Annotated in this window: 22 protein-coding genes; 5 read left to right on the top strand and 17 right to left on the bottom strand. The window is 60.4% G+C overall.

Annotated elements, in window-relative coordinates:
* Positions 1-2: 2 nt before the first annotated feature.
* The 5 genes from KUIN1_RS20455 to KUIN1_RS20475 form a co-directional block, all read right to left on the bottom strand.
* A complete protein-coding gene (locus KUIN1_RS20455; RefSeq protein ID WP_003412971.1) occupies positions 3-752 on the bottom strand; it encodes an SDR family NAD(P)-dependent oxidoreductase in 750 nt (249 codons plus the stop codon).
* A 124-nt stretch (positions 753-876) separates the two neighbouring features.
* Complete coding sequence (locus KUIN1_RS20460) at positions 877-1,638, bottom strand: SDR family NAD(P)-dependent oxidoreductase (RefSeq protein ID WP_024651042.1); 762 nt, start codon at positions 1,636-1,638, stop codon at positions 877-879.
* Positions 1,639-1,648: 10 nt separating this feature from the next.
* A complete protein-coding gene (locus KUIN1_RS20465; RefSeq protein WP_011268749.1) occupies positions 1,649-2,989 on the bottom strand; it encodes an MFS transporter in 1,341 nt (446 codons plus the stop codon).
* Positions 2,990-3,016: 27 nt separating this feature from the next.
* Entirely contained in the window at positions 3,017-3,898 is an 882-nt protein-coding gene (locus KUIN1_RS20470; RefSeq protein WP_002554892.1) for a polysaccharide deacetylase family protein, read from the bottom strand.
* A gap of 76 nt (positions 3,899-3,974) precedes the next feature.
* The gene (locus tag KUIN1_RS20475) at positions 3,975-5,348 is read right to left on the bottom strand and encodes an amidase (RefSeq protein ID WP_003405358.1); all 1,374 of its coding nucleotides are present in this window, start codon (positions 5,346-5,348) and stop codon (positions 3,975-3,977) included.
* Positions 5,349-5,695: 347 nt separating this feature from the next.
* Here KUIN1_RS20475 and KUIN1_RS20480 point away from each other — a divergent pair, with 347 nt between their 5' ends.
* A complete protein-coding gene (locus KUIN1_RS20480) occupies positions 5,696-6,688 on the top strand; it encodes a GntR family transcriptional regulator (protein WP_371834307.1) in 993 nt (330 codons plus the stop codon).
* Positions 6,689-7,923: 1,235 nt separating this feature from the next.
* Here the strand turns inward: KUIN1_RS20480 and KUIN1_RS20485 are convergent.
* The 4 genes from KUIN1_RS20485 to KUIN1_RS20500 are packed head-to-tail and all read right to left on the bottom strand — an operon-like array spanning position 7,924 to position 12,256.
* The gene (locus KUIN1_RS20485) at positions 7,924-8,352 is read right to left on the bottom strand and encodes a group I truncated hemoglobin (protein ID WP_032654508.1); all 429 of its coding nucleotides are present in this window, start codon (positions 8,350-8,352) and stop codon (positions 7,924-7,926) included.
* Positions 8,352-9,227, bottom strand: a complete 876-nt coding sequence (locus KUIN1_RS20490) for a DUF3034 family protein (protein ID WP_003405355.1) — start codon at positions 9,225-9,227, stop codon at positions 8,352-8,354. Before KUIN1_RS20490 ends, KUIN1_RS20485 begins: the two co-directional genes overlap by 1 nt.
* A gap of 3 nt (positions 9,228-9,230) precedes the next feature.
* Positions 9,231-11,585 carry a putative bifunctional diguanylate cyclase/phosphodiesterase gene (locus KUIN1_RS20495; RefSeq protein ID WP_003405354.1) on the bottom strand — a complete coding sequence of 785 codons (2,355 nt, stop codon included), beginning with the start codon at positions 11,583-11,585 and terminating at the stop codon, positions 9,231-9,233.
* Positions 11,582-12,256 (bottom strand): methylamine utilization protein, encoded by a 675-nt coding sequence (locus KUIN1_RS20500; RefSeq protein WP_024639458.1) that lies wholly within the window; start codon positions 12,254-12,256, stop codon positions 11,582-11,584. Before KUIN1_RS20500 ends, KUIN1_RS20495 begins: the two co-directional genes overlap by 4 nt.
* Before the next feature lie 178 nt (positions 12,257-12,434).
* Here KUIN1_RS20500 and lon point away from each other — a divergent pair, with 178 nt between their 5' ends.
* The 4 genes from lon (at position 12,435) to cmoB (ending at position 17,242) form a co-directional block, all read left to right on the top strand.
* Entirely contained in the window at positions 12,435-14,852 is a 2,418-nt protein-coding gene (gene lon / locus KUIN1_RS20505; protein WP_003405352.1) for an endopeptidase La, read from the top strand.
* 197 nt (positions 14,853-15,049) lie between these two features.
* Positions 15,050-15,442 carry a protease inhibitor I42 family protein gene (locus KUIN1_RS20515; RefSeq protein ID WP_003418576.1) on the top strand — a complete coding sequence of 131 codons (393 nt, stop codon included), beginning with the start codon at positions 15,050-15,052 and terminating at the stop codon, positions 15,440-15,442.
* 100 nt (positions 15,443-15,542) lie between these two features.
* Positions 15,543-16,286, top strand: coding sequence for a carboxy-S-adenosyl-L-methionine synthase CmoA (gene cmoA / locus KUIN1_RS20520; protein ID WP_032654504.1), 744 nt, complete (start codon positions 15,543-15,545; stop codon positions 16,284-16,286).
* Positions 16,283-17,242: a tRNA 5-methoxyuridine(34)/uridine 5-oxyacetic acid(34) synthase CmoB gene (cmoB, locus tag KUIN1_RS20525; protein WP_003405349.1), complete on the top strand. Its 960-nt coding sequence runs from the start codon at positions 16,283-16,285 to the stop codon at positions 17,240-17,242. The genes cmoA and cmoB overlap by 4 nt, the downstream gene beginning before the upstream one ends.
* Before the next feature lie 8 nt (positions 17,243-17,250).
* Here the strand turns inward: cmoB and pdxJ are convergent, their stop codons facing one another.
* The 8 genes from pdxJ to KUIN1_RS20565 all read right to left on the bottom strand — a co-directional run bounded on the left by pdxJ (position 17,251) and on the right by KUIN1_RS20565 (position 25,130).
* A complete protein-coding gene (pdxJ, locus tag KUIN1_RS20530) occupies positions 17,251-17,991 on the bottom strand; it encodes a pyridoxine 5'-phosphate synthase (RefSeq protein WP_011268754.1) in 741 nt (246 codons plus the stop codon).
* A 59-nt stretch (positions 17,992-18,050) separates the two neighbouring features.
* Positions 18,051-18,734, bottom strand: a complete 684-nt coding sequence (gene recO, locus KUIN1_RS20535) for a DNA repair protein RecO (protein WP_003405347.1) — start codon at positions 18,732-18,734, stop codon at positions 18,051-18,053.
* A 60-nt stretch (positions 18,735-18,794) separates the two neighbouring features.
* A complete protein-coding gene (gene era / locus KUIN1_RS20540; protein WP_003363707.1) occupies positions 18,795-19,697 on the bottom strand; it encodes a GTPase Era in 903 nt (300 codons plus the stop codon).
* Positions 19,690-20,379: a ribonuclease III gene (rnc, locus tag KUIN1_RS20545; RefSeq protein WP_002554906.1), complete on the bottom strand. Its 690-nt coding sequence runs from the start codon at positions 20,377-20,379 to the stop codon at positions 19,690-19,692. Before rnc ends, era begins: the two co-directional genes overlap by 8 nt.
* Positions 20,376-20,753, bottom strand: a complete 378-nt coding sequence (locus KUIN1_RS20550) for a DUF4845 domain-containing protein (RefSeq protein WP_003384196.1) — start codon at positions 20,751-20,753, stop codon at positions 20,376-20,378. The genes rnc and KUIN1_RS20550 overlap by 4 nt, the downstream gene beginning before the upstream one ends.
* A 114-nt stretch (positions 20,754-20,867) precedes the next feature.
* Positions 20,868-21,722, bottom strand: a complete 855-nt coding sequence (gene lepB, locus KUIN1_RS20555; protein ID WP_003363711.1) for a signal peptidase I — start codon at positions 21,720-21,722, stop codon at positions 20,868-20,870.
* 9 nt (positions 21,723-21,731) lie between these two features.
* A complete protein-coding gene (gene lepA, locus KUIN1_RS20560; RefSeq protein ID WP_003413009.1) occupies positions 21,732-23,528 on the bottom strand; it encodes a translation elongation factor 4 in 1,797 nt (598 codons plus the stop codon).
* A gap of 171 nt (positions 23,529-23,699) precedes the next feature.
* Positions 23,700-25,130, bottom strand: a complete 1,431-nt coding sequence (locus KUIN1_RS20565; protein WP_223272533.1) for a DegQ family serine endoprotease — start codon at positions 25,128-25,130, stop codon at positions 23,700-23,702.
* Positions 25,131-25,263: the final 133 nt, after the last annotated feature.

Below are 25,263 nucleotides of genomic sequence, written 5' to 3' on the forward strand. Positions count from 1 at the left end.
GCTCATGGCATGACGTCGCCGGAATTGGGGCCCAGTGTCTGACCGACGAACAGATTGCCACCCGGCTCGCTGGCCAGTAGCACCGCCACCGGGGCGACCTCTTCGGCCAGACCGAAGCGGCCCAGCGGCAACTCGGCAGCCTTGGCGGTTTTCCAGGCGCTGCTGATTCCGGCCACCAGTGGGGTTTCGATAGGACCGGGCGCAATGGCGTTGACCAGCACGTTGTCCTTGGCGACTTCCAGCGCCAGGGACTTGCTGAAACCGATCACCCCGGCCTTGGCGGCAGCGTAATGGGTCAGTTCGGCACCGCCCTTGATACCCAGTTGCGAGGCGACATTGATGATGCGCCCCCAGCGCTGGGCAATCATGTGCGGCAATGCACGCTGGCTGGCCACGAACACGCTGGTCAGGTCGATGCGCAGCATGTCGTTCCACATGTCGAGGGTCAGGTCGACGCAACGCGCCTGGGTCAGCATGCCCGCGTTGTTGACCAGAATGTCGATACCTCCGAACTGTTCGACACAGGCATCGACGCTGGCTTGCGCGCCGTCGACGCTGCCGACATCGGCCACGCACTCCTGAACCTGCGCGCCAAGCTGGCGGCACTCTGCAGCGATCTTCGCCAGGCTGTCGGCGTCTCGGTCGCCCAGCACCAGACGCGCGCCTTCAGCCGCATAGGCGCGGGCGATGGCTGCGCCGATGCCACTGCCGGCTCCGGTGATCACTGCGCGCTTTTGTTTGAGTTGCTGCATGGGGTCGGATTCCTTGGTTGATTTGGGGATCACGGCGTATGGCTCGCGAACGCTCAGTCACTGGCACGCCATTCCCGGCGTCTGTACTGAACGCTTCGCGAGCACGCTCCCGATCCGAATCGATCTACTCGGGCCAGCGCACGGTCAGGCCACCGTCGATCACGATGCTTTGCCCGGTCAGGTAACTGGCTTCATCGCTGCACAGAAAACGCACCAGCGCAGCGACTTCATCCGCCCGGCCGACACGGCCCAGCGGGATGGCTTTGGCCGCCTGCGCCAGACCTTCAGGCCCCAGCGAGTTCGTGCTGTCCAGCGATTGCGGCGTCTCGATCAAGCCGGGAATCACCGCGTTGCAACGGATGCCCTTCGGGGCGAGCTCCACCGCCAGTGACCGGCACAGCCCAGGTACGCCGGCCTTGGCCGCTGCGTAATGGGAATGGTCCTGCCAGCCATACACACCGCCGGCAATCGAGGAAATCGCCACCAGCGCCCCGCCCTCACCCATGTGCCGGACGGCGGCGCGGAAGGTACGCATCACGCCGGTCAGGTCGACGTCGAGCATCTCGTTCCAGCGCTCGTCGGTCATTTCCAGCAACGGCGCGCGGCGCAACAATCCGGCATTGGCAACCGCGTAGTCGATGCGGCCGAATGCCTTGACCGCCTGCGCGGCCAGGTCATCGACCGACTCGGTGAAGGTCACGTCCAGTGGCAGCATCAGGCATTCGCCGCCCGCCTCCGCCACCAGCCTGCGGGTTTCGTCCGGATCATGCGGATCAGCCGGATAGAACCCGCCTGCCACCGCCACCCCCTGGCGGGCAAAAGCCACTGCCAGGGCCTGACCAATGCCACTGGCGGCACCGGTTATCACTGCAACTTTACGCGTCATGTGCTGCTCCTCATTTCACCGTTTCAGGTCGCACGTGTTTAGCCGCGAACATCAGCGCACCCGACAGGAAGCAAGGCACTGCGCCGAAGTACAACGCCGAGGTCTGCCAGTCGCCGCCGGCGCTCAGTACCGATGTGGCACCAAAGCCTGCGACCACGGCACCGAGCGGGCCCATGGCATGGATGATTGCGCCGCCCGTGGCACGAATGCTGGTCGGGAAGCTTTCGCTGATGAAGAACAATGCCGCCGAGTAAGGGCCGATCAGGAAGAACAGCCCCAGGCTGTACAAGCCGACCACCGTCACCATGTTGCTTGGCCCGTAAAGCATGCCGGCAAACGCCAGGCCGCCGAACATCCAGCCGAGGCCGATGACATTACGGCGACCGATCCGGTCACCCATCCAGCCGTGACACAGGTAGCCGCAATAGCCCACCAGGTTGGACAGCACCAGAATGATCAGCGAGTTCTCGAACGAGATGTGGTGGACGCTGACGATCACCGTCGTACCCAGCACACTGAACACCTGAATGGCCGCCCAGTTGAGCAGGATCGCAGCACCGATCACCAGGGTCGCGCGACGCGACGAACCGCGAAAGGCAGCGCCGATACCGGCCTTGCTGTGTTCTTCGTAATCCACCCCGTAAGTCTGCGCCACGGCCTTCGCCTGGCTGAGGTCGCCCTTCTTGCGCAATTGGGTGATGCGTTGATGGATCTGAAACTGCGGACTCTCCTTGAGCTTGCGCGCCAGGATCGCGATGACGATGGCCGGGATCGCAGCAAAGACGAAGCAACCCTGCCAGCCGATGACCGGCAACAGCACCGCCGTCAGACCGGCCGCGATCAGCGCACCGACCGGCCATCCGCCCTGCACCAGGCTGTAGATGAAGCCACGGCGCTTGGTCAGTCGCGGGTCGTCGGATGCAGCATAGATTTCGCTCAGATAGGTCGCGTTGACCGTTTCTTCTGCATAACCCAGACCGCCCAGCGAACGAATGAGGATCAGGGGCGACTTGCCCCACGCTCCGCCGATGGCCGTGAGCGCCGAGCAGATCGCCGAGCCACTCACGGTGAAAATGATACCCACGCGCCGTCCCAGGCGATCTACCAGCGGGCCGATGGCCAAAGCCACCACCGCGGTGCCGACCGCGACCCAGGTCGCGATTTCGGCCTGTTCGACCTCACTCCAGCTGAAATGCCGACCGATTTCCGGTAACAGCGTGCCAAACAGAATGAAGTCATATACCGCAAACACCCACGCGAAAAACGCAATCCATGTGGCGAACCGTACTTGCTCCGGAGTCAGTTGCTCAGGTTTCCAGCCGGTCAGGTCGAGCTTATTGTAAATGGACATGAGTGACGCCTCGGACAGGGCAATGAATCAGCGGGTACGGGGGTTGCGACGCACGAAGTCGTCGGCAATCTCGTCGAAAGTGACGAACTTGACGCCAGCATGGCTTTGAATGTGCTCGATCAAGCGCTCCAGCATCAGCAGCACTTGCGGGCGACCAGACACGTCCGGGTGAATGGTCATGGTGAATACAGCGTGTTCGTGTTCGCGATAGACCCAGTCGAACTGGTCGCGCCACATTTCTTCCAGGTGCCGAGGGTTGACGAAACCGTGGCTGTTCGGCGCCTTCTTGATGAACATCATTGGCGGCAGATCGTCCAGGTACCAGTTGGCCGGGATTTCCACCAGATCGGTTTCTTCGCCACGCACCAGCGGCTTCATCCAGGTATCCGGATGCTGGCTGTAGTCGATTTTGGTCCACTTGTCGCCCACCCGAACATAGTAAGGATGGAAGTCGTTGTGCATCAGGCTGTGGTCATACTTGATGCCTTTCTTGAGCAGCAGCTCGTTGGTGACGTTGCTGAACTCCCACCATGGCGCGACATAGCCGGTCGGACGTTTGCCGGTCATTTGCGTGATCAGGTCGATGGACTTGTCGAGGACGATCTCCTCTTGCTCCGGGGTCATCGCAATCGGGTTTTCATGGCTGTAACCATGCACACCGATTTCATGCCCGGCATCCGCCACGGCTTTCATCTGCTCGGGAAAGGTCTCCATGGAGTGCCCCGGTATGAACCAGGTGGTGCGCAGACCGTAACGCTCGAACAGCTTGAGCAGACGCGGCGCGCCGACTTCACCGGCGAACAGGCCGCGGGAAATGTCGTCCGGCGAATCCTCGCCACCATAGGAGCCCAGCCAGCCGGCAACGGCATCCACATCCACACCAAACGCACACAGAATTTCTTTGGCCATCGTTGTTCTCCCACGGGTTAATCAGATCGGCTTCGCGTTGTACGGCGCGCGGGCCGGTTGGCACTGCAAAACGTGTTCAAGGGACTGCTATCAACGACTCCACAGTCAGCGCCGCACGCAGCAGCCGTGCGTCTTCGCCTGCCGGTGCGCTGAGCAACAGCCCGGTGGGCAGGCCCGAGGCATCGCGGCCGCTGGGCAGTGACACACCGGGCATGTTCAGCAGACTGCCGGGCATGGTCAGGCGCAGCGTGGCGAGGTTGGTTTGAACGAACAGATCGTCGTCCTTGAGCAGCGGTGCGAGCGGCGGCGCCACATGGGCCACGGTCGGGGTAATCAGCAGCGCACCGTCCAGTTCGAGGGTCAACTGCTCCTGCAACCGCTCGCGCGCGGCATACAGATTGACCAGCAGGCTGGCCGGCATGGAACGGGCGGCCTCCAGGCGCTTGCGAACCCTGGGGTCGAGCTGGCTGGCGGCGTCGCTGTCGAGCAACGCCTGATGCAGCGCGAACGCTTCGGCTGCGCCAAGCCAGCCCTGTTGCTGGATCAACAGCAAGGTGGCCTGAAATGCCTGGCAAGGCTTGACCTCGATCAGCGCGCCACTTGCACGCAAGGCTTCGACGGCACGCAACAGGTTGTCGCGAACGGCCGGCGTGACGCGCTCGTCTTCCAGCACCGCCTGATCGAGCAGAAAACGCTGACCGGCCAGGCTGCGTGGTATCAGCGATGAAGGTTTGCTGCGCGCACAGAGCAGATCGTCGATCACCAGAGCGTCGCGCACGCTGCGGGTCAGTGGCCCGACGCTGTCCAGCGTCAGCGCCAGCGGGAAAACGCCGTCGCGGCTGTAGCGGCGGCTGGTACTGCGAAAACCCACCAGGCCATTGAGCGCTGCCGGCACACGAATAGAACCGGCGGTATCGGTGCCCATTGCAATCGGTACTGTTCCGTTGGCCACGGCGACTGCCGAACCTGAAGACGAACCGCCCGGAATGCGCGGCGAGCTGTCGCTGTTGGGGTTGATCGGCGTGCCGAAATGCGGGTTCAGGCCCAGCCCTGAATAAGCGAATTCACTGAGGTTGGTCTTGCCCAGGCTGACCATCCCGGACCTTGCCAGCAGCCCGACACTCGGCGCATCCAGCAGCGCGGGCGAAAGGTTGTTGCGCACCGCGGCACCGGCGGTTGTGACGCTGCCTGCCACGTCGAAAAGATCCTTCCAGGCGATGGGCACGCCGTCGAAGGGGCTCAATGGCTGCCCTTGCTGCCAGCGGGCCGCAGACGCTTCAGCTTCCCGACGTGCCCGTTCGATACTCATGGAAATGAACACATGATCGGCGGTTTCTGCCTGTTGCAGTGCCTTGTCCAGAGCCTGCACAGGGTCACTGCGCCCCTGAGCAAAATCCTCGGCCAGTGCGCAGGCATCACGGGTAACGCTGTGACTCCCGGTATCGGTCATGCACATCACACCTTTAAAAATGTACTTATTAATAAAATGTACATTTAACAAAGGCAGGTTCCATGCCAATCTGCACGTCGCGACGCCCTGACCCGATCGAGCTGATGGCCCTTTCGCGCTGGAACCGCCGTACTAGAAACCTTTTTGCAAAGGCATCAATCAGTTGCGATAAAGCTTCGCCGGCGCACCAGATCGTCATAAAGAAATAATGTATCTTTTATAAAAGGTTCATTTCAGTGCAAAAAAGTAACGGTGGCCCCATGAACGAGCATAAGGACGTGTGCCAAGGTGACAACAGCGCTTCTGTGCGAGAATCGTCCGTCAACCGCCAGAAGTGTATGAAACCGATGTCAGAAGAGGACCCGCGCACCGCGTCGCGCTACGCCATGATCCGCGAGGTGTTGCGTAACGCTATCGTCTCGGGCGCGGCCGCCAATGGACTGGTACTGCTTGAAGCACCGCTGGCAGAACTGTTCGGCACCAGCCGGGTGCCGGTGCGCAAGGCGCTCAATCTGCTGCATGAAGAAGGCTTGATCAGCCGTTTCGACGGCCGGGGTTATCTGGTCAATCCTGACGCGCAGGAAGTCGAGCCGCTGCGCCTGAGCCTGAGCCACAAGCAGTTCGGGCTGGACAGCAGTGAAGAACTGGTCGACACCCGCCCGCTCGGCGAACGTATTCATGATGAGATCGGTGCGGCATTGTCGGCCTGTATCGCGTTTGGTCACTACCGGCTGGATGAACAGAGCGCCGCGCAGCATTACGGAGTGAGCCGCGCAGTGGTTCGTGAGGCGCTGATGCGTCTGCGCGATCGCGGCCTGGTGGAAAAAGAGCCTTACTCGCAATGGCTGGCGGGGCCGCTGACAGCCCGGGAAATCACTGAAGACTACGAACTGCGTGCCTGCCTCGAGCCCGAAGCCTTGCGCCAGACGGCGCCGCAGTTGAGCCGCGAAACCCTGGAGGCAATGCTGGCCAGGGTCGTCGAGGCGCAAAACGCCGAACAGTGCAGCCTTGAGGAAATCGAGCGCCTTGAGGACGACCTGCATCAGCAATGCCTGGGCGGCCTGCAAAACCGCAAGATCGCCATGCTGATCAGCCAGGCGCAGAGCCCGATGATCATCAACCGGATTTTCTATCGCCTGCTGAGCATTGGCGCCGATGAAGCGATGCTGGCCGAACACCGGCTAATCATCGAATTGCTGCTGCACGGTGCCTTCGACGCCGCCGCCCTGAACCTCAAGGAACACCTGCTGCGCGCCCGGCAGCGCATGCTGCAACGCCTGAAAGTCCTGTCGGTATTGCCGGAGCAGGAAGTGCCGGGGTATCTGACGCGGTTGAGTTGAGGTGGGCTGGATCACTCTTGCTGCCACGCTATATAAACGAGTCAACTCGCACTCGGTGTGAAACCCGGTTTCTGTAGGAGCGGACTTGTCCGCGAAAGGGCCTGTACATTCACAACATTTCTGCTGCTCAAACGCCCTCTTCGCGAACAAGTTCGCTCCTACACGAGCGTCCGATTTCGTAACGCCCGGCAGCGCATGCCACGCTATAAACGAGTCAACTCGCACTCGGTGTGAAACCCGGTTTCTGTAGGAGCGGACTTGTCCGCGAAAGGGCCTGTACATTCACAACATTTCTGCTGCCCAAACGCCCTCTTCGCGAACAAGTTCGCGCCTGCACAAGCGTCCGATTTCGTAGCGCCCGGCAGCGCATGCCACGCTATAAACGAGTCAACTCGCACTCGATGTGAAACCCGGTTTCTGTAGGAGCGGACTTGTCCGCGAAAGGGCCTGTACATTCACAACATTTCTGCTGCCCAAACGCCCTCTTCGCGAACAAGTTCGCGCCTGCACAAGCGTCCGATTTCGTAACGCCCGGCAGCGCATGCCACGCTACAAACGAGTCAACTCGCACTCGGTGTGAAACCCGGTTTCTGTAGGAGCGGACTTGTCCGCGAAAGGGCCTGTACATTCACAACATTTCTGCTGCCCAAACGCCCTCTTCGCGAACAAGTTCGCGCCTGCACAAGCGTCCGATTTCGTAGCGCCCGGCAGCGCATGCCACGCTATAAACGAGTCAACTCGCACTCGGTGTGAAACCCGGTTTCTGTAGGAGCGGACTTGTCCGCGAAAGGGCCTGTACATTCACAACATTTCTGCTGCCCAAACGCCCTCTTCGCGAACAAGTTCGCGCCTGCACAAGCGTCCGATTTCGTAGCGCCCGGCAGCGCATGCCACGCTACAAACGAGTCAACTCGCACTCGGTGTGAAACCCGGTTTCTGTAGGAGCGGACTTGTCCGCGAAAGGGCCTGTACATTCACAACATTTCTGCTGCTCAAGCGCCCTCTTCGCGAACAAGTTCGCGCCTGCACAAGCGTCCGATTTCGTAGCGCCCGGCAGCGCATGCCACGCTATAAACGAGTCAACTCGCACTCGATGTGAAACCCGGTTTCTGTAGGAGCGGACTTGTCCGCGAAAGGGCCTGTACATTCACAACATTTCTGCTGCTCAAGCGCCCTCTTCGCGAACAAGTTCGCTCCTACACGAGCGTTCTATTTTTTAAGGTCCAGGCTACGACTTACTTGCCGATCACTTCGCCGCGCATCGGTGCCAGACGGGCGATGAGGCGGTTTTGTGCGGGGACCGGGATCTTTTCGGTGTCCATCGAGGCGATCAGATCTTCGACCAGCGCGTTGAAATCGCTGGGCGTCAGGTTCTGCCCCTTGTGCGCCTCGGCCATGCTGTCGCCGGTATAGCGACACGGGCCGCCGGACTCGACGCAGAGTTGCTCGACCAGTTTGTCGCGCAGCCGCACGATGTCGACTTTCCTGAAGTGCTCGACGATCCGCTGATCCCTGGCCACGTTTATCAGCATGCCTTCGACGATGCGCTGGATACCGGCACGCTGACCCAGGTCCTGGTAGAGGCTGTCATCCTTGGGTGGTTGTTGCTGCTGCGCGCAACCGGCCAGCAGCGTCAGCATCATGGCTATCAGCAAGCGCCTCATCAAAAACTCCCCTGCACAGACAAATAGGTACCGTTCTGGTTGTCCAGCGTGGCGATTTCTCCCAAACGGGCGTAAGCCAGGACCACGGACAGGTGCTTGTTGGGAAAATAGCCGAGAAACACATCGGCCCAGTCACTCTCGCCTGCAAACGACAGGTTGTCCGGCTTCTCGCGATATTCGACGCCCAGCGCCCAGCGGGGATTGAACAGCACCGCCACCGAACCCTCCTTGAGCAGGCTGCGGCTGTCGCGGCGATCGCCGCCAAACCCCAACAGTCCGGTTTCGTTGGCGCGGCTGTAACGCACGCCGCCGTTGACCACGACGTTGTAGCCGAATGCCGCGCCCATGAGCAACCGGCTGGCCGTCAGGTAGCCTTCGACATCCGAGTCACGCCGGGCACCGACCAGGCTGGGGATCAGGAAATCGTTCTGATGCTTGTACTGCACACCCAGAGAAACCTGCGGCAGGCTTTCGTAGATCAGGTCGCCGAACAGCCGTACCTTGACGCCGAACACGTCCTGACTGAGGTTATCGTCCGGCAGGCTGAGCCTGTGCTGCAGGTTGCTGATATCGAAACGCTGATGCGCATAGGAAAACTCCACGCGATTGCCATAGGCGACCGCCAGGCCTGCCACATCAAGGTTGTAGTCCGGCAGATTCACGTGCGTGGCGAAGGCGGTAGCACCCCACTCGCCTTGCTCGCTGTAGCCGGTGATCACCGCCCACGGGGTTATGCCGCCGCCGGCGCTCCCTTCAATGCTGGTCGCGCCGCCCGTGGCGATCAACCGGCCGTTGTCGCCCAAAGCGGGCGTCGGAGCAACGCCCGCCATACCCACCAGCAAAGACCCTAACAGCAGCGATGTTTTGTGCAACATGAATTAATTCACCATAAGACCGGGTGACGCCTGGTACGTGGCAATCCATGCCTCGAATGCCGACGCGGTCAGCGGTCGACTGATCAGGTAACCCTGGGCCGTATCGCAGTGCCAACGCCGGAGCAGGTCCAGGCTGTGTTGGTACTCGACACCCTCTGCCACCACCTTCAGTCCGAGGTTGTGGCTCATTTCAATGGTCGACCGCACGATCACTGCGTCTTCACTGGTTTCATCCAGGTTGCGCACGAAAGACTGATCGATTTTCAGCTCCTGCACGGGCAGACGCTTCAAGTGCGCCAATGACGAGTAACCGGTACCGAAATCGTCGATCGACAGGCTGATGCCGCAATCGCGCAGGCGATGCAGGACGATCAGTGCCTTTTCCGGTTCGCTCATGACTGCACTTTCGGTGATCTCGAATAACAGTTGTTCGGCAGGCACGGCGTATTGCTTGAGCAGTTTCACGACATAGCCGACCAGGTCATCACCCAGCAGGTCATCAGCGGAAATGTTCACCGACACCTGCAGGACCAGACCGCGCTGGCGCCATACGGCCAACTGGCGCATTGCCTCTTCGATCACCCAGTTGGTCAGCAGGTAAATGCTTCCGGTGCGCTCGGCGAGGACGATGAATTCGGCGGGCGAGACACTGCCGAACTGCGGATGAGCCCAGCGCAACAACGCTTCGGCCTGACGCACATAGCCCTGACGAATATCCAGCTTGGGCTGGTAATGCAGCGATAGTTCGCCATTCTGCGCGGCCTTGCGCAGGTCACGAATGAGCGTGATCTGCCGCTGGTGGGCCAGGTCACGTCCATCCTGATAGATCTGCAGGCGACCGGGAAGGAACGTGGCATCCTTGCGGGCAATTGCCGCACGGCTGAGCAATTCCTGGGCGGAATCACCGTGTTCCGGGTACACCGTGATACCAATGCAGCACTCAAGCTCCAGCTCATGATTGTCGATACGCTGCGGCTCACTGAGCAGACGCTGCACAGCGTCTGCCATGCCCACCGCACCATCGCTGGCAATGTTGTCCAGCAACAGCAGAAACTCGTTGGCCCCCAGACGGGCCACGGTATCGCCGGCGCGCAGATTACCTTGCAGGCGCTGACCCGCCTGCCGTAACAACTGGTCAACACCTTCGGCGCTCACGCTTTCGCTGATCGTGGCGAGGTTCTCGATGCTCAGAGACAACAGGGCAACCCCGCGATGTGCCGCAATCGAACTGCCCAGACGCTCCATCACCAGCGCCCGGTTGGGCAGCCCGGTCAGATTGTCGTGCAGGGCGTTGTGGGCCAATTGCCCCTCGCGCACGGCAATGCCCTGCTGCATGGTGTTGATCGCGTCGGCGAGCATGCCGAGTTCATCGCTACGCACCAGCGCGACCGGCGTTTTATAGTCGCCATCACCAATACGTTTGGCCGCCGTGGCCAGGGCCCGTACCGGCAGCGAGACGCTTCGCGCCAGCGCCAGTGTGCCGATCAGCGAGGCCACCAGGGCGGCCATGGAAATCCAGAAAATCTTTTGATTCAGTGGCGCGAATGCCTGATAGGCCTTGTCCAGAGGGCTCTGCAACAGCGCGATGACCTGCCCGTCGCCGCCATTGCTGGTGTTGGCGAGCATCAGGGTCTGACTGAGAAAGTTAAGGTTCGATTGCTCGGTCAGCAACATCTGGCCTTCCGAGGAGCTGCGCATCAGCTCGATCAAACCCGCGTGCAGGGCCGCTGGCTGGGTACTGATCAGATCACCGGTCTTACCGTCTTCTACGGTGAGAAAAGACACTTCCAGACCGCTGAGCGAACGCAGTTCTTCGGCAATATCGCTGTCGATGGTAAAGCCCATGACCACGCGGCCGATCGGCAATGGCGCGAGAACGGTGGCCTCCACCAGCAAATGAGGGTCTCCGCCGCCGGGCACAATGAGCACTGACTGACCGGCACGTTTGGCGTTGCGCAGGGCCTGGTCATAGACAAATCTGGAACCCTCGGGGACTTTCGGCACGGTGCTGGCAATCACCACGCCATCCATGCCCAGCAGGAACATGTCGCTGGCGTTGATGCGTTTGCCATGGTTGAGCAACACCGAGCGAATGGTCGAGGAATCGGCACTGGCCACGGCGTCGCGAAAGCCAAAATCGGCGGCCACCAACTGCACCGTGTCACGCAGACGTTTGCCGCGCAGATCGATCAGCCGTTCGAACACGCGGCTACCCACTTCCAGTTGTGCCTGGGCCTGAGTACGCACCGCATCGCCCGTTGCAACCTTGACGGCGAGATAAACCGCACTCACGACAATCAGCAACAGGACAATCAGAACCCCGGCGATGCGCGCCTGAAAGCTGGCTTTAAATTTCATTCATGCGTGGCCTCGTGGAAGGCGTCACCGAAGCGGCCCGGTGCGGGCTTGCCGGGTTTGTCCTCGGCCTCCACTTCGACCGCCAGGTTGAAACGCTGGGTGAGGCCTGCCGCCGGCACCTCGAACTCGCCGCCCGATACAGGCTGCATGTCCGCGATGCGCGGATGCCAGAGGGTGGCGGCATAATGCCCGGCCGGCACCTGATCCAGCTTGAGCAGGCCGTTTCTGTCGGTCACGCCGAACCATGAATCGTCGGTGACGTAGATGTAACCGACCATCCAGTCGTGGATGTTGCAGCCCAGCACCACCACGCCGGGCTTGTCGAACAACAGCGGATCCGAGGGCACGCCCTCGTAAAGCCGCAACTCGAAGCGCTTGGCCGGAGAAAAGGAGTAGACCTGGTGGCGGATGTTGTCGCTGTTGGGAAACTTGACCTGGGTGCCGGCGTGGACGGCCAGTACATGTGGTGCAAACTCCTGATCACGCTGGTCCATTGACGCCTTCAACACGATAGGTGAAGGATCGGACGGCCCTTTGAGCGTTACCACCGCATCTGCAAGGGGCTTGCCTTCCTTGTCCATTACCTGGGCAGTAAAGCTGGAAGCCGATGCGTTTGCAGCCGATGCTATCCACAGTCCTGCCACTAATGCAGAAATAAATACGTTGGTCATGCCTGATTCAACCCATACCGGCGGCGCTGTAAATGAAGTAAGCCCGTTCTTGTCAGCCCTGACAGGCCCGCTAATAAATAACGGTTTTCCAACCGCTTTACAGACTATCGACCAAGACTATTGAAACCTGAGAGCCGCTGCCCCATCTAAGAGCCATGTTCAACTTCTCAGGTGCCCCATGAGCGACCAGCAGACAGACTCGCCAGACTTGCCCAATGACGCAGACGAGCACGACGTGTCTCTGAGTTCCGACAGCACCTCGCTGGCCTTGCCCGGCCAGAACCTGCCCGACAAGGTTTACATCATTCCGATCCACAACCGTCCGTTCTTTCCGGCGCAGGTCCTGCCTGTCATCGTCAATGAAGAGCCGTGGGCCGAAACGCTGGAGCTGGTCAGCAAGTCCGAACACCATTCGCTGGCGCTGTTCTTCATGGACACTCCGCAGGAAGATCCACGCCACTTCAAGACTGACGCACTCCCCGAGTACGGCACTCTGGTCAAGGTTCACCACGCCAGTCGTGAAAATGGTCGTTTACAGTTCGTCGCGCAGGGCCTCAGCCGGGTGCGCATCCGTACCTGGCTCAAGCATCATCGCCCGCCGTATCTGGTAGAAGTCGAATACCCGCAGCAGCCCAATGAGCCGACCGATGAAGTGAAGGCCTACGGCATGGCCCTGATCAACGCGATCAAGGAACTGCTGCCGCTCAACCCGCTGTACAGCGAAGAGCTGAAGAATTATCTCAACCGTTTCAGCCCCAATGACCCCTCGCCGCTCACCGACTTTGCCGCTGCCCTGACCTCGGCCACCGGGGTCGAATTGCAGGAAGTACTCGACTGTGTGCCGATGCTCAGGCGCATGGAGAAAGTCCTGCCGATGCTGCGCAAGGAAGTCGAGGTTGCACGCCTGCAGAAGGAAATCTCCGCCGAGGTGAACCGTAAGATCGGCGAGCATCAGCGGCAGTTCTTCCTCAAGGAACAGCTCAAGGTCATTCAGCAGGAGCTGGGCCTGAGCAAGGACGATCGCAGCGCCGACATCGAACAGTTCGAGCAGCGCCTGGAAGGCAAGACCCTGCCGCCACAGGCGCGCAAGAAGTTCGACGAAGAAATCGGCAAGCTCAAGGTGCTGGAAACCGGCTCGCCCGAATACGCCGTGACACGCAATTACCTGGACTGGACCAGCTCGTTGCCATGGGGCGTCTACGGCGCCGACAAGCTGGATCTCAAGCACGCACGCAAGGTACTCGATCAGCACCATGCCGGGCTTGACGATATCAAGGCGCGGATTCTCGAATTCCTTGCGGTGGGTGCCTACAAGGGCGAAATCAGCGGCTCGATCGTGCTGCTGGTCGGCCCGCCGGGGGTGGGCAAGACCAGTGTCGGGCGCTCGATTGCCGAGTCGCTGGGGCGACCGTTCTATCGCCTGAGCGTGGGCGGCATGCGCGACGAGGCGGAAATCAAGGGCCACCGCCGTACCTATATCGGCGCGCAACCGGGCAAGCTGGTGCAGGCGTTGAAAGACGTTGAAGTCATGAACCCGGTCATCATGCTCGATGAAATCGACAAGATGGGGCAGAGCTATCAGGGCGACCCGGCGTCTGCCCTGCTGGAAACCCTGGACCCGGAACAGAACGTCGAGTTTCTCGATCACTACCTGGACCTGCGCCTGGACCTCTCCAAGGTCCTGTTCGTGTGCACGGCCAACACGCTGGACTCGATCCCCGGCCCGCTGCTTGACCGGATGGAAGTGATTCGCCTGTCCGGCTATATCACCGAAGAGAAGCTGGCAATCGCCAAACGCCACTTGTGGCCCAAGCAGTTGGCGAAAGCCGGCGTTGCGAAAAACAAGCTGAGCATCAGCGACAGCGCACTGCGCGCCGTCATCGAGGGTTACGCTCGCGAAGCCGGTGTGCGGCATCTGGAGAAACAGCTTGGCAAGCTGGTGCGCAAAGCTGTCGTGAAACTGCTGGACGAGCCCGATTCAGTGATCAAGATCGGGCCGAAAGACCTCGAAGCGTCGCTGGGCATGCCGGTGTTCCGCAGCGAACAGGTGCTGTCCGGCACCGGCGTGATCACCGGTCTGGCCTGGACCAGTATGGGCGGCGCTACCCTGCCGATCGAGGCGACGCGCATTCATACGCTCAACCGCGGCTTCAAGCTGACCGGGCAATTGGGCGATGTGATGAAGGAGTCGGCCGAAATTGCCTACAGCTACGTCAGCGCCAATCTGTCGAAGTTTGGTGGTGATGCGAAGTTCTTCGATGAGGCGTTCGTGCACGTACACGTCCCCGAAGGTGCCACCCCGAAAGACGGCCCGAGTGCGGGTGTGACCATGGCCAGCGCCTTGCTGTCCCTGGCCCGCAACCAGCCGCCGAAAAAAGGCGTCGCCATGACCGGCGAACTGACCCTGACCGGGCATGTACTGCCCATCGGCGGCGTCCGCGAAAAAGTCATTGCCGCGCGGCGCCAGAAGATCCACGAACTGATCCTGCCGGAGCCTAACCGTGGCAACTTCGAAGAACTGCCGGACTATCTCAAGGAAGGCATTACCGTGCACTTCGCCAAACGCTTCGCCGACGTGGTGAAGGTGTTGTTCTAAAGATTGATACTGCGCAGGTCCCACGCTGAACTGGCACAAGAGGTGTTCTATCGGGCGCCTCTCGTTCCGCACGCTCCAGCGTGGGAATGCAGTTCTGGACGCTCTGCGTTCGATCCACAGCGCGACACCTGTCGTACTCCCCCACAAAACTCCGATCAGTTATCCTTGCGCCTCGTATCGCGATACCGGAACTTGCCATGACCCCTGCCCGTTTCATTGCCCCGCTGAGCCTTGCGCTGCTGACGGCGTGCGCTCAGACGCCGAAAAACATTGTTTCCATCGACACGCAAAGCGACTGCCCGCTGACACTCACGTCCGGGCAGACATTGATCCTTACCCTGCCCAGCAACCCGACCACCGGCTTTCGCTGGCTGACCCAGAACCCGGCGCAGAATATCCTGCGCAGCCTGGGCCCTGAGGTGTATGCCAGCGCCGAGAGCAAGGAAATGGTCGGCAACGGTGGGCAATCGGTCTGGCGCTTCAAGGCCACCGATGCCGGGACCGGCCGGCTGATGATGGTCTATCAGCAGCCCTGGGCCCCCGAAGTCGCCCCGGAGCAGACCTTCGAGTGCGCCATCAGCGTGAAGTGAGGCGTTGCGCGCGGCTTGTCCGACAGCACGTACTGCACCATGCATCCCGGCGGCAACTTGGCTAGAATGCCCGCTTTTCAAAGCCTTCGCCGGAACCGCCGTGAGCAAAGAAACCGACCGCATTTTCGCCCAGCCGCTGCCCCAGGTGCCTGACTTCGCCTTCAACGAAGACGTGGTGCGGGTATTCCCGGACATGATCAAACGCTCGGTGCCCGGTTATCCGACGATTGTCGAAAACCTCGGTGTCCTGGCCGCGCAATTTGCCCAGCCAAACACAGTGCTCTATGACCTGGGCAGTTCTCTGGGCGCCGTCACCCAGGCCCTGCGCCGCCATGTGCGCGGTGAGGGTTGTGAGGTCATCGCGATAGACAACTCCAGTGCCATGGTCGAGCGTTGCCGTGAATACCTCAACGCGCAGGACTCCATGTTTCAGGAGTTGTTGCCGGTGCAGGTGCTCGAAGGCGACATACTCGCGCTGGCGTTCAAACCGGCCTCGGTGGTGGCGCTGAACTTCACCCTGCAATTCATCGCTCCCGACCAGCGCCTGGCATTGCTCGGGCGCATTCGTGACGCACTGGTGCCCGGCGGCGCGCTGATTCTCTCGGAAAAACTGCGCTTCGATGACCCGCAGGAACAGGCGCTGCTGACCGACCTGCACATCGCCTTCAAACGCGCCAACGGCTACAGCGACCTGGAAATTGCCCAGAAGCGCAGCGCCATCGAAAACGTCATGAAACCCGACAGCCTCGAAGAACACCGCCAACGCCTGCTTGCCGCAGGTTTTTCCAAGGTGGTGCCCTGGTTTCAATGCCTTAACTTCACCTCATTGATTGCCCTGCCATGATTGATCTCGCTCCCCTCGTCCGTCGTCTGGCGGGAACCCCTCTGGCCGACTGGGCCAATGGCCTGCAAGCCCAGCTCGACACCAAGATGGCCAAGGGTCACGGTGACCTGCAGCGCTGGCAAAGTGCGCTGGATGCCTTGCCCGACCTGCAGCCCGAGCGAATCGACCTGATCGACAGTTTTACCCTGGAAGCCGAGTGCAACGGCGAGACCCGCACCGTGCTGCGCAAGGCATTGCTTGGCCTGTCACCGTGGCGCAAGGGGCCGTTCAATGTGTTCGGCGTGCATATCGACACCGAATGGCGCTCGGACTGGAAGTGGTCGCGGGTTTCGCCACACCTGGACCTGAAGGGCAAACGCGTTCTGGATGTCGGCTGCGGTAACGGTTATTACCAGTGGCGCATGCTTGGCGCCGGGGCCGACAGCGTGATCGGGGTCGACCCCAACTGGCTGTTCTTCTGCCAGTTCCAGGCCATGCAGCGCTACCTGCCTGACCTGCCCGCCTGGCATCTGCCGTTCGCCCTGGAAGACTTGCCCGCCAATCTGGAAGGCTTCGACACAGTCTTCTCGATGGGCGTGCTGTATCACCGCAAATCCCCCATCGACCACCTGCTGGCCTTGAAAGACTGTCTGGTAAAAGGCGGCGAGCTGGTGATGGAAACCCTGGTCGTGCCGGGTGATGTTCATCAAGTGCTGGTCCCGGAAGATCGTTATGCGCAGATGCGCAACGTCTGGTTCCTGCCTTCAGTGCCTGCTCTGGAATTGTGGATGCGCCGTGCCGGCTTCACCGATGTGCGTTGCGTCGACGTCAGCCACACGACGGTCGACGAACAACGCAGCACCGAGTGGATGCGCTTTCAGTCCCTGAGCGACTACCTGGACCCCACCGATCACAGCAAGACAGTCGAGGGCCTGCCCGCCCCCATGCGTGCGGTGATCGTGGGGCGCAAGCCCTGAGGGACGAGTTATCTGGCTGCCGCCACGATCAACGCCTTCATCTCGGCCACTGCCGCCTTGAAGCCGACGAACAGAGCATGAGCCACCAGCGCGTGGCCGATGTTCAGTTCGTTGATGCCCTTGATCGCGGCGACGGCTTCGACGTTGTGATAATGCAGGCCGTGACCGGCATTGACGACCAGCCCCTGGGCGAGACCAAACGCTACGCCATCGGCGACCCGCTGCAGTTCTTCGGCGACTTCGGTCGGGGTCTGAGCGTCGGCATAGCGACCGGTATGCAGTTCGATGGCGGGGGCGCCGACGCGCTTTGAAGCGGCGATCTGACGCTCGTCGGCGTCGATGAACAGCGAAACTTCGCAGCCAATCTTCGCCAGTCGCTCGACCGCCGCCTTGATACGCGCTTCCTGCCCCGCCACGTCCAGACCGCCTTCGGTGGTCAGCTCCTGCCGTGTCTCAGGCACCAGGCAGATGTGCGCCGGACGAATGCGTTCGGCGAAGGCGAGCATGTCTTCGGTGACGCCCATCTCGAAATTCATGCGGGTCTGCAAGACATCCTTGAGCAGCAGGACATCGCGCTCCTGAATGTGTCTGCGGTCCTCACGCAGGTGGACGGTGATGCCGTCGGCGCCTGCCTCTTCGGCATCCAGGGCAGCCTTTACCGGGTCCGGGTAGCGCGTGCCACGGGCCTGACGCAAGGTGGCTACGTGGTCGATGTTCACGCCGAGAAGGATACGAGTGCTGTGGGTCACGGTGGTCTCCAGAAAAATGGGCGAGCTGGTCGAAGCAGGCTGTAGAGAATAAAGCCTGATCAAGGCTTGCGAAACAGTTCACGACTGACTAAAGGGCGACCGCCCAAGTGAACTGCCAGCGCCTGACGCATCAGGCGCTTGGCAGCGGACAACGCGCCCGGGACGCTCCAGTCGGCTTCGGACATGGCCAGTAATTCCGCGCCCTGAAAAAGACCGGGCTGAAGCAGGTACACACGCTCGAGCCCGGCATCGACCTGCAGGCGATACATGCCATCAATGGCCAGCGGTTCGCCGTTGATGTCGGCGTCCATCGCGAAGCCATAGCCCAGGTCATCCAGCAAGCGCCATTCGAACGAACGCAGCAACGGCTCCAGCGGACGCCCCAGAGCAAGGGCCAGCAGCGTGGCAGCGTAATGTTCGAATACGGCAGGATGAGGGTCTTCGGCAGGCAACAGGCGAATCAGCAGCTCGTTGAGGTACATGCCGCTGAACAGCGCCTCGCCGGTCATCCAGGTAGCGACGCCCGCGCTTTCCATGCGGCCGACATTCTTCAGCTCGCCCCGCCCTCGAAACTCGACCTCGAGGGGCACGAACGGGCGTGCCAGCGAACCCGCCTTGCCCTTGGCACTGCGCAGCACGGCACGCAGACGGCCCTGAGGCGTGAGGAAGTCGACCAGCGCGCTGTTTTCGCGATACGCACGACTGTGGAGCACATAAGCAGGTTGGCCGGTGGGCGTGCTCATCAGGCTGGCTCGAAAGGGAAGTGTTCGCCCGACCACCGAAAGGTCGGGCGAAAGGACAGCTTAGAGGTCGCCGTAGCCAAGGGAACGCAGGGCGCGCTCGTCATCGGACCAGCCACCTTTGACCTTGACCCAGAGGTTGAGCATCACCTTGGAGTCGAACAACAGTTCCATGTCACGACGCGCATCACTGCCGATGCGCTTGATGCGATCGCCCTTGTCGCCAATGATGATCTTCTTCTGTCCGTCGCGCTCGACGAGAATCAGCGCGTGGATATGCAGGGTGCGGCCCTGCTGCTTGAACTCTTCGATCTCGACGGTGATCTGGTACGGAAGCTCGGCACCCAACTGGCGCATGATCTTCTCGCGAACCAGTTCGGCGGCCAGAAAGCGGCTGCTGCGATCGGTGATCTGGTCTTCCGGGAAGAAGTGGTCATTCTCGGGCAGGTGCGAGGCAATCAGGCTTTCCAGCGCTTCGAGGTTGTGGCCATGCTGCGCGGAGATCGGCACGATGGACGCATTCGGCAGCTGGCCCTGCAACCACTCCAGGTGCGGCATCAGGTCGCTCTTGTCCTCGATGCGATCGGTCTTGTTGATCGCCAGGATGACCGGACCCTGGACATACTGAACGCGCTCCAGAACCATCTGGTCTTCGTCCGTCCAGCGGGTGCGATCGACGACGAAGATGACCACGTCGACGTCCTTCAGCGCCGCCGAAGCGGTCTTGTTCATGTAACGGTTGAGCGCTTTCTCGCCATTCTTGTGCATACCGGGAGTGTCGACATAGATCGCCTGAACGGCGCCCTCGGTCTTGATGCCCAGCATGTTGTGGCGCGTGGTCTGCGGCTTGCGCGAGGTGATCGCGAGCTTCTGACCGAGAATGTGGTTGAGCAGCGTGGACTTGCCTACGTTGGGACGGCCGACAATGGCAACATAGCCACAGCGTGTTGCGGTTGTATCATTCATGACCGTTCTCCACGCCCAGGGCGATGAGTGCTGCTGCGGCGGCTACCTGTTCGGCAATCCGGCGGCTGACACCCTGTCCTCGGCTTTTTTCATTCAATAGGTTGATCTCGCATTCGACGAAAAACGTCCGGCAATGCGGTTCGCCCTGGATATCCACCACCTCGTAACGCGGCAGTTCACAGGCCCGCGACTGGAGAAATTCCTGCAGTCGGGTCTTGGGGTCCTTGTTAGTGTCCACCAGCGTCAGGCTGTCAAATTCGGTGGTCAGCCAGGCCAGGACGCGCTCGCGCGCCGCTTCCATGCCTGCATCCAGATAGATCGCCCCGATAAGCGCCTCGAGCGCGTCGGCGAGAATCGACTCACGACGGAAACCACCGCTTTTCAACTCGCCCGAGCCGAGGCGCAGGTACTCGCCCAGATCAAAACCACGCGCCAGCAACGCCAGGGTTTCACCCTTCACCAGCCGCGCGCGCAAGCGGGACAACTGGCCTTCGCGAGCCTGGGGGAAGCGCTCGAACAGCGCCTCGCCGGCCACGAAGTTGAGAATGGCATCACCGAGAAACTCCAGACGCTCATTGTTGCGACCGGCAAAACTGCGATGGGTCAGGGCCAGGACCATCAGCTCCTGATCCTTGAAGGTGTAGCCGAGCTGACGCTCAAGGCGGCTCAAGGATACGCTCACGGTTTACCCACGCTGAATTGCTTGTCGAACTTCAACACAAGATCGATGTTCTGGAACCACGGTTCACGCTGCTCATAGTTCAAATGAGCCTGGAACGCATTGTTCTCCACCGTCACTTTCAACGCCTTGTTCAAATCTATATCCCGAATGCTGTTGACCTGCATGTTCTTACCGACATAACCGTAAAAATCGTCGACCGTGGTGATGTCCAGGGTCTTGTTGGTGTCGACCGCTTCGATGATTTTCTTCATCGTCATGTAGTCGAGGTAGTGCGGGACCAGCTTGAAGGCCGTGCTCGTCGCAAACGCGACCAGCGCCAGCACCAACAGCCAGCCCACGAAAGAAAAGCCTTTTTGAGAAGTAGAGAACGTCATGTTCGACTTCGACCTCAAGAGTGCAACGCCTCCTGACCGGGTCGACTCATGCTTCAGAGGCGTTTCCAGTCAGCCCAAATGACATGCGGCGCTGCTCAGGCAGCGCCGCATCGATTACTTGATCAGCCCTACGCGCGCAAAATTGGGGAAGTGGCTCAGTTTCGGCTCGGGCCAGCTCATCCACACCGCGAACGCCTTGCCTACGATGTTCTTGTCCGGGACCATGCCCAGCTCGTCCTTGGGAATGTTGGGATCATCCCAGTAACGGCTGTCGTTGGAGTTGTCACGGTTATCGCCCATCATGAAGTAGTGCGCGGCAGGCACTGTCCATTCACTGTCAGGCGGCGCGCGGTAGCGGCTCATTTCCTGACGGATCTGATGTTCGACTTCGCCCAGCTGCTCTTCGTACAGTTCCGCGCTGCCCAATGTGCCGGGCTCGGTGCCGATCAGCTTCTTGGCGACCAGCTCGCCATTGATGAACAGCCGCTTGTCGCTGGTGTAGCGGATACGATCACCTGGCAGACCCACGACACGCTTGATGTAGTTGACGCTCGGGTCGCTCGGGTAGCGGAACACCATCACGTCGCCACGCTGCGGATCACCGATCTGAATCACCTTCTGGTCCAGTACCGGCAGGCGAATGCCGTACGCGAACTTGTTGACCAGAATGAAATCACCCACATCCAGTGTCGGCTTCATCGAGCCCGAAGGAATCTGGAACGGCTCGACCAGAAACGAACGAAGCACCAGCACGATAAACAACACCGGGAAGAACGATTTGCCGTACTCGACCAGCAAAGGCTCCTTGTTCAAGCGCTCCACGACAGCAATGTCAGGTTCGCCCACGCTGCCCTGATAGTTGGAAATGGCAGCCCGGCGACGAGGCGCCAGGATGACCAGATCAATCAGTGCAAGCACGCCACAGACGAAGACAGCGATGACCAACAACAGCGGGAAATTTAGTGACATAGGACCTGACTATTCCAACCTGAGCACTGCAAGGAAGGCTTCCTGTGGAATTTCCACGTTGCCGACCTGCTTCATGCGTTTCTTACCGGCCTTTTGCTTCTCCAGCAATTTACGCTTGCGGCTGACGTCACCGCCGTAGCATTTGGCCAATACGTTCTTTCTAAGCGCCTTGACGGTTGTCCGGGCCACAATCTGACCGCCGATAGCCGCCTGAATTGCCACGTCGAACATCTGTCGAGGGATCAGCTCTTTCATCTTCTCGGTCAACGCACGCCCCTTGTAGTGTGCGTTGTCGCGGTGAACGATCAGGGCCAGGGCGTCGACCTTCTCGGCGTTGATCAGCACGTCGAGCTTGACCAGGTTGGCCGACTGGTAGCGATCAAAATGATAATCCAGCGAAGCATAACCGCGGCTGACAGACTTGAGACGATCGAAGAAGTCCAGAACGACTTCGTTCATCGGCAAATCGTAGCTCACCTGAACCTGCGTGCCGAGGAACAGCATGTCGTGCTGTACGCCACGTTTTTCGATGCACAACGTAATGACGTTGCCCAGGTGCTCCTGCGGCACAAGAATATTTGCGCGAACGATGGGCTCGCGCATGTCTTCGATGGCCGACAGGTCAGGCAGTTTGGAAGGGTTATCGACGTAAATCGTTTCGCCGGTCTTGAGCAACAGCTCGAAGATTACGGTTGGCGCGGTGGTGATCAGGTCGAGATTGTACTCACGCTCCAGGCGTTCCTGGATGATCTCCATGTGCAGCATGCCGAGGAAGCCGCAGCGGAAGCCGAAGCCCAGCGCGTCGGAACTCTCGGGCAGGTATTGCAGTGAAGAGTCGTTCAGGGTCAGCTTTTGCAGCGCTTCACGGAAGTCTTCGAAGTCGTCCGAGCTGACCGGAAACAGGCCTGCATAGACTTGTGGCTGAATGCGTTTGAAGCCAGGCAGGACGTCGACGTCGGGGGTGGTGCTCAGGGTCAGGGTGTCACCGACCGGCGCACCGTGAATGTCCTTGATGCCGGCAATGATGAAGCCTACTTCGCCGGCTTTCAGATCGACGGTCGCCGAGTGCTTGGGGTTGAACACGCCCACGCTGTCGACCAGATGCAGCTTGCCGGTCGACTTGACGAGAATCTTGTCGCCCTTCTTGACGCGGCCGTGGCGCACACGCACCAGAGACACGACGCCCAGGTAGTTGTCGAACCAGGAGTCGATGATCAACGCCTGCAGCGGATCTTCGATATTGCCGGTGGGCGCTGGAATGGTCGCGACCAGACGCTCGAGGACCTCGTCCACGCCCATGCCGCTCTTGGCGCTGCACGCCACGGCATCGGTGGCGTCGATGCCGATGATCTTCTCGATCTCTTCCTTGACGCGGTCCGGATCGGCCTGCGGCAAGTCCATCTTGTTCAGTACCGGCATGACCTCAAGGCCCTGCTCGATGGCGGTGTAGCAGTTGGCGACCGATTGCGCCTCGACGCCCTGCCCTGCATCGACCACCAGCAACGCGCCTTCGCACGCGGCCAGAGAACGGCTGACTTCGTAGGTGAAGTCGACGTGCCCCGGGGTGTCAATGAAGTTCAGCTGGTAGGTGATACCGTCTTTGGCCTTGTAATACAGGGTAACGCTATGGGCCTTGATGGTGATCCCGCGCTCGCGCTCAAGATCCATGGAGTCCAGCACCTGCGCTTCCATTTCGCGCTCGGTCAGGCCGCCGCACATTTGAATGAAGCGGTCGGCCAGCGTCGACTTGCCATGGTCAATGTGGGCGATGATGGAGAAATTGCGGATATGACTCAAATCACTCACGGATCAACACTCAAAAAGGTTGCAGGCAGATTGCCCGCCGAAAAATAGCCGGGAATTGTACCTGAACTAAGCAAGAGGCGTCACGCTTACAGGCACCCGGATCGGCGCACGGCAAACAAACGGGCACAAAAAAGGGTGGCCATGGCCACCCTTTCCGCTTAAACCGACCGGTTACTCGGACAGCTTAAAGGTGATGAAGGTCGCACGGCCCTGACGCAGAACACGCATCGAGACAGAGCGATCCTTGGGCAGGCTTTTCGCCACCTCGGTGAACTGCTTGCTGGACGTGATCGCCTGATTGTTCAGGTGAGTGATCACATCACCCGCCTGCAGACCGATCAGCGAAGCCGGGCCGCCGGTGACTTCCTTGATGGCAACGCCACCTTTGAGGTCCAGGGATTTCTTCTGCTCGGCGGTCAGCTCGATCACCGATACGCCCAGACGATTACTGCTGCGCTCGGCACCCGTACCGCCAACATCGCCCATTTCCTGACCTTCATCAGGCAGCGCGCCGACGGTGACCGTCAGCTTCTGACGCTTGCCGTCGCGAATCACTTCAAGTTCGGCCTTGCTGCCGTCCTTGAGGTTGCCGATCAGGTGCGGCAGGTCGGCCGACATGACGATGGGCTGGCCGTTGGCGCTCAGAATCACGTCACCCACCTGCACACCGCCCTTGGCAGCCGGGCCGTCTTCAAGCACTTGCGCAACCAGCGCGCCGGCAGGCTTGTCCAGACCAAACGACTCGGCAAGGTCCTTGTTCACTTCCTGGATGACCACACCCAGCCAGCCGCGGCTGACTTTGCCGTTGGCCTTGAGCTGGTTGGCCACATCCATGGCGACGTCGATCGGAATCGCGAACGACAGGCCCATGAAACCACCGGAACGCGTGAAGATCTGCGAGTTGATCCCGACGACCTCGCCAGCCATGTTGAACAGCGGGCCACCGGAGTTACCCGGGTTGATGGCCACGTCGGTCTGAATGAACGGCACGTAGGTGTCGTTAGGCAGGCTGCGCCCCTTGGCACTGACGATACCCTTGGTCACGGAGTGATCGAAACCGAACGGCGAGCCGATCGCCAGAACCCATTCACCGACCTTGAGCGTATTGGAATTGCCCAGTTTGGCGGTTGGCAGGTCCTTGCCCTCAATCTTCAGAACGGCAACGTCGGTACGCGGATCGGTACCGACCAGCTTGGCCTTCAACTCGCTGCGATCGGACAGGCGTACGAGAATCTCGTCAGCACCATCGATTACATGATTGTTGGTCAGCACGTAGCCGTCAGGGGAGATGATGAAGCCCGAGCCGAGGGACTGAGCTTCACGCTGGCGATCACCCTTGCCTGCACCCGAGCCCGGCGGACGCGAACCTGGCGGCATGCTGCGCTCGAGAAACTCACGAAGCATCGGCGGCAGGCCTTCCAGATCAGGCATCTGCTGATTGGCGACGGCACGGTCCGGCAACTTCTGGCGCGTACTGATATTCACCACTGCGGGCGATGCCTGCTCGACCAGCCCGGTGAAGTCCGGCAGGTTTTCGGCCTGAGCCGTAGCAACCTGACCGAGCATCAGCACAGCGGCAATCAATGAAAAGTAGGATTTCATGCGTGGTATCGACATATGGCTCCCGTTCGTAACGAGGAAAAAATTAAGCAGTCCGAAGCAACCGACTCAAAGACCTCAAGCAACGATGCTCATCTCTGGATCAGCGACATGACCTCTGGAAACGACAAAAGGC

Source organism: Pseudomonas sp. KUIN-1, assembly GCF_009176725.1.
GTDB lineage: Bacteria > Pseudomonadota > Gammaproteobacteria > Pseudomonadales > Pseudomonadaceae > Aquipseudomonas > Aquipseudomonas fragariae.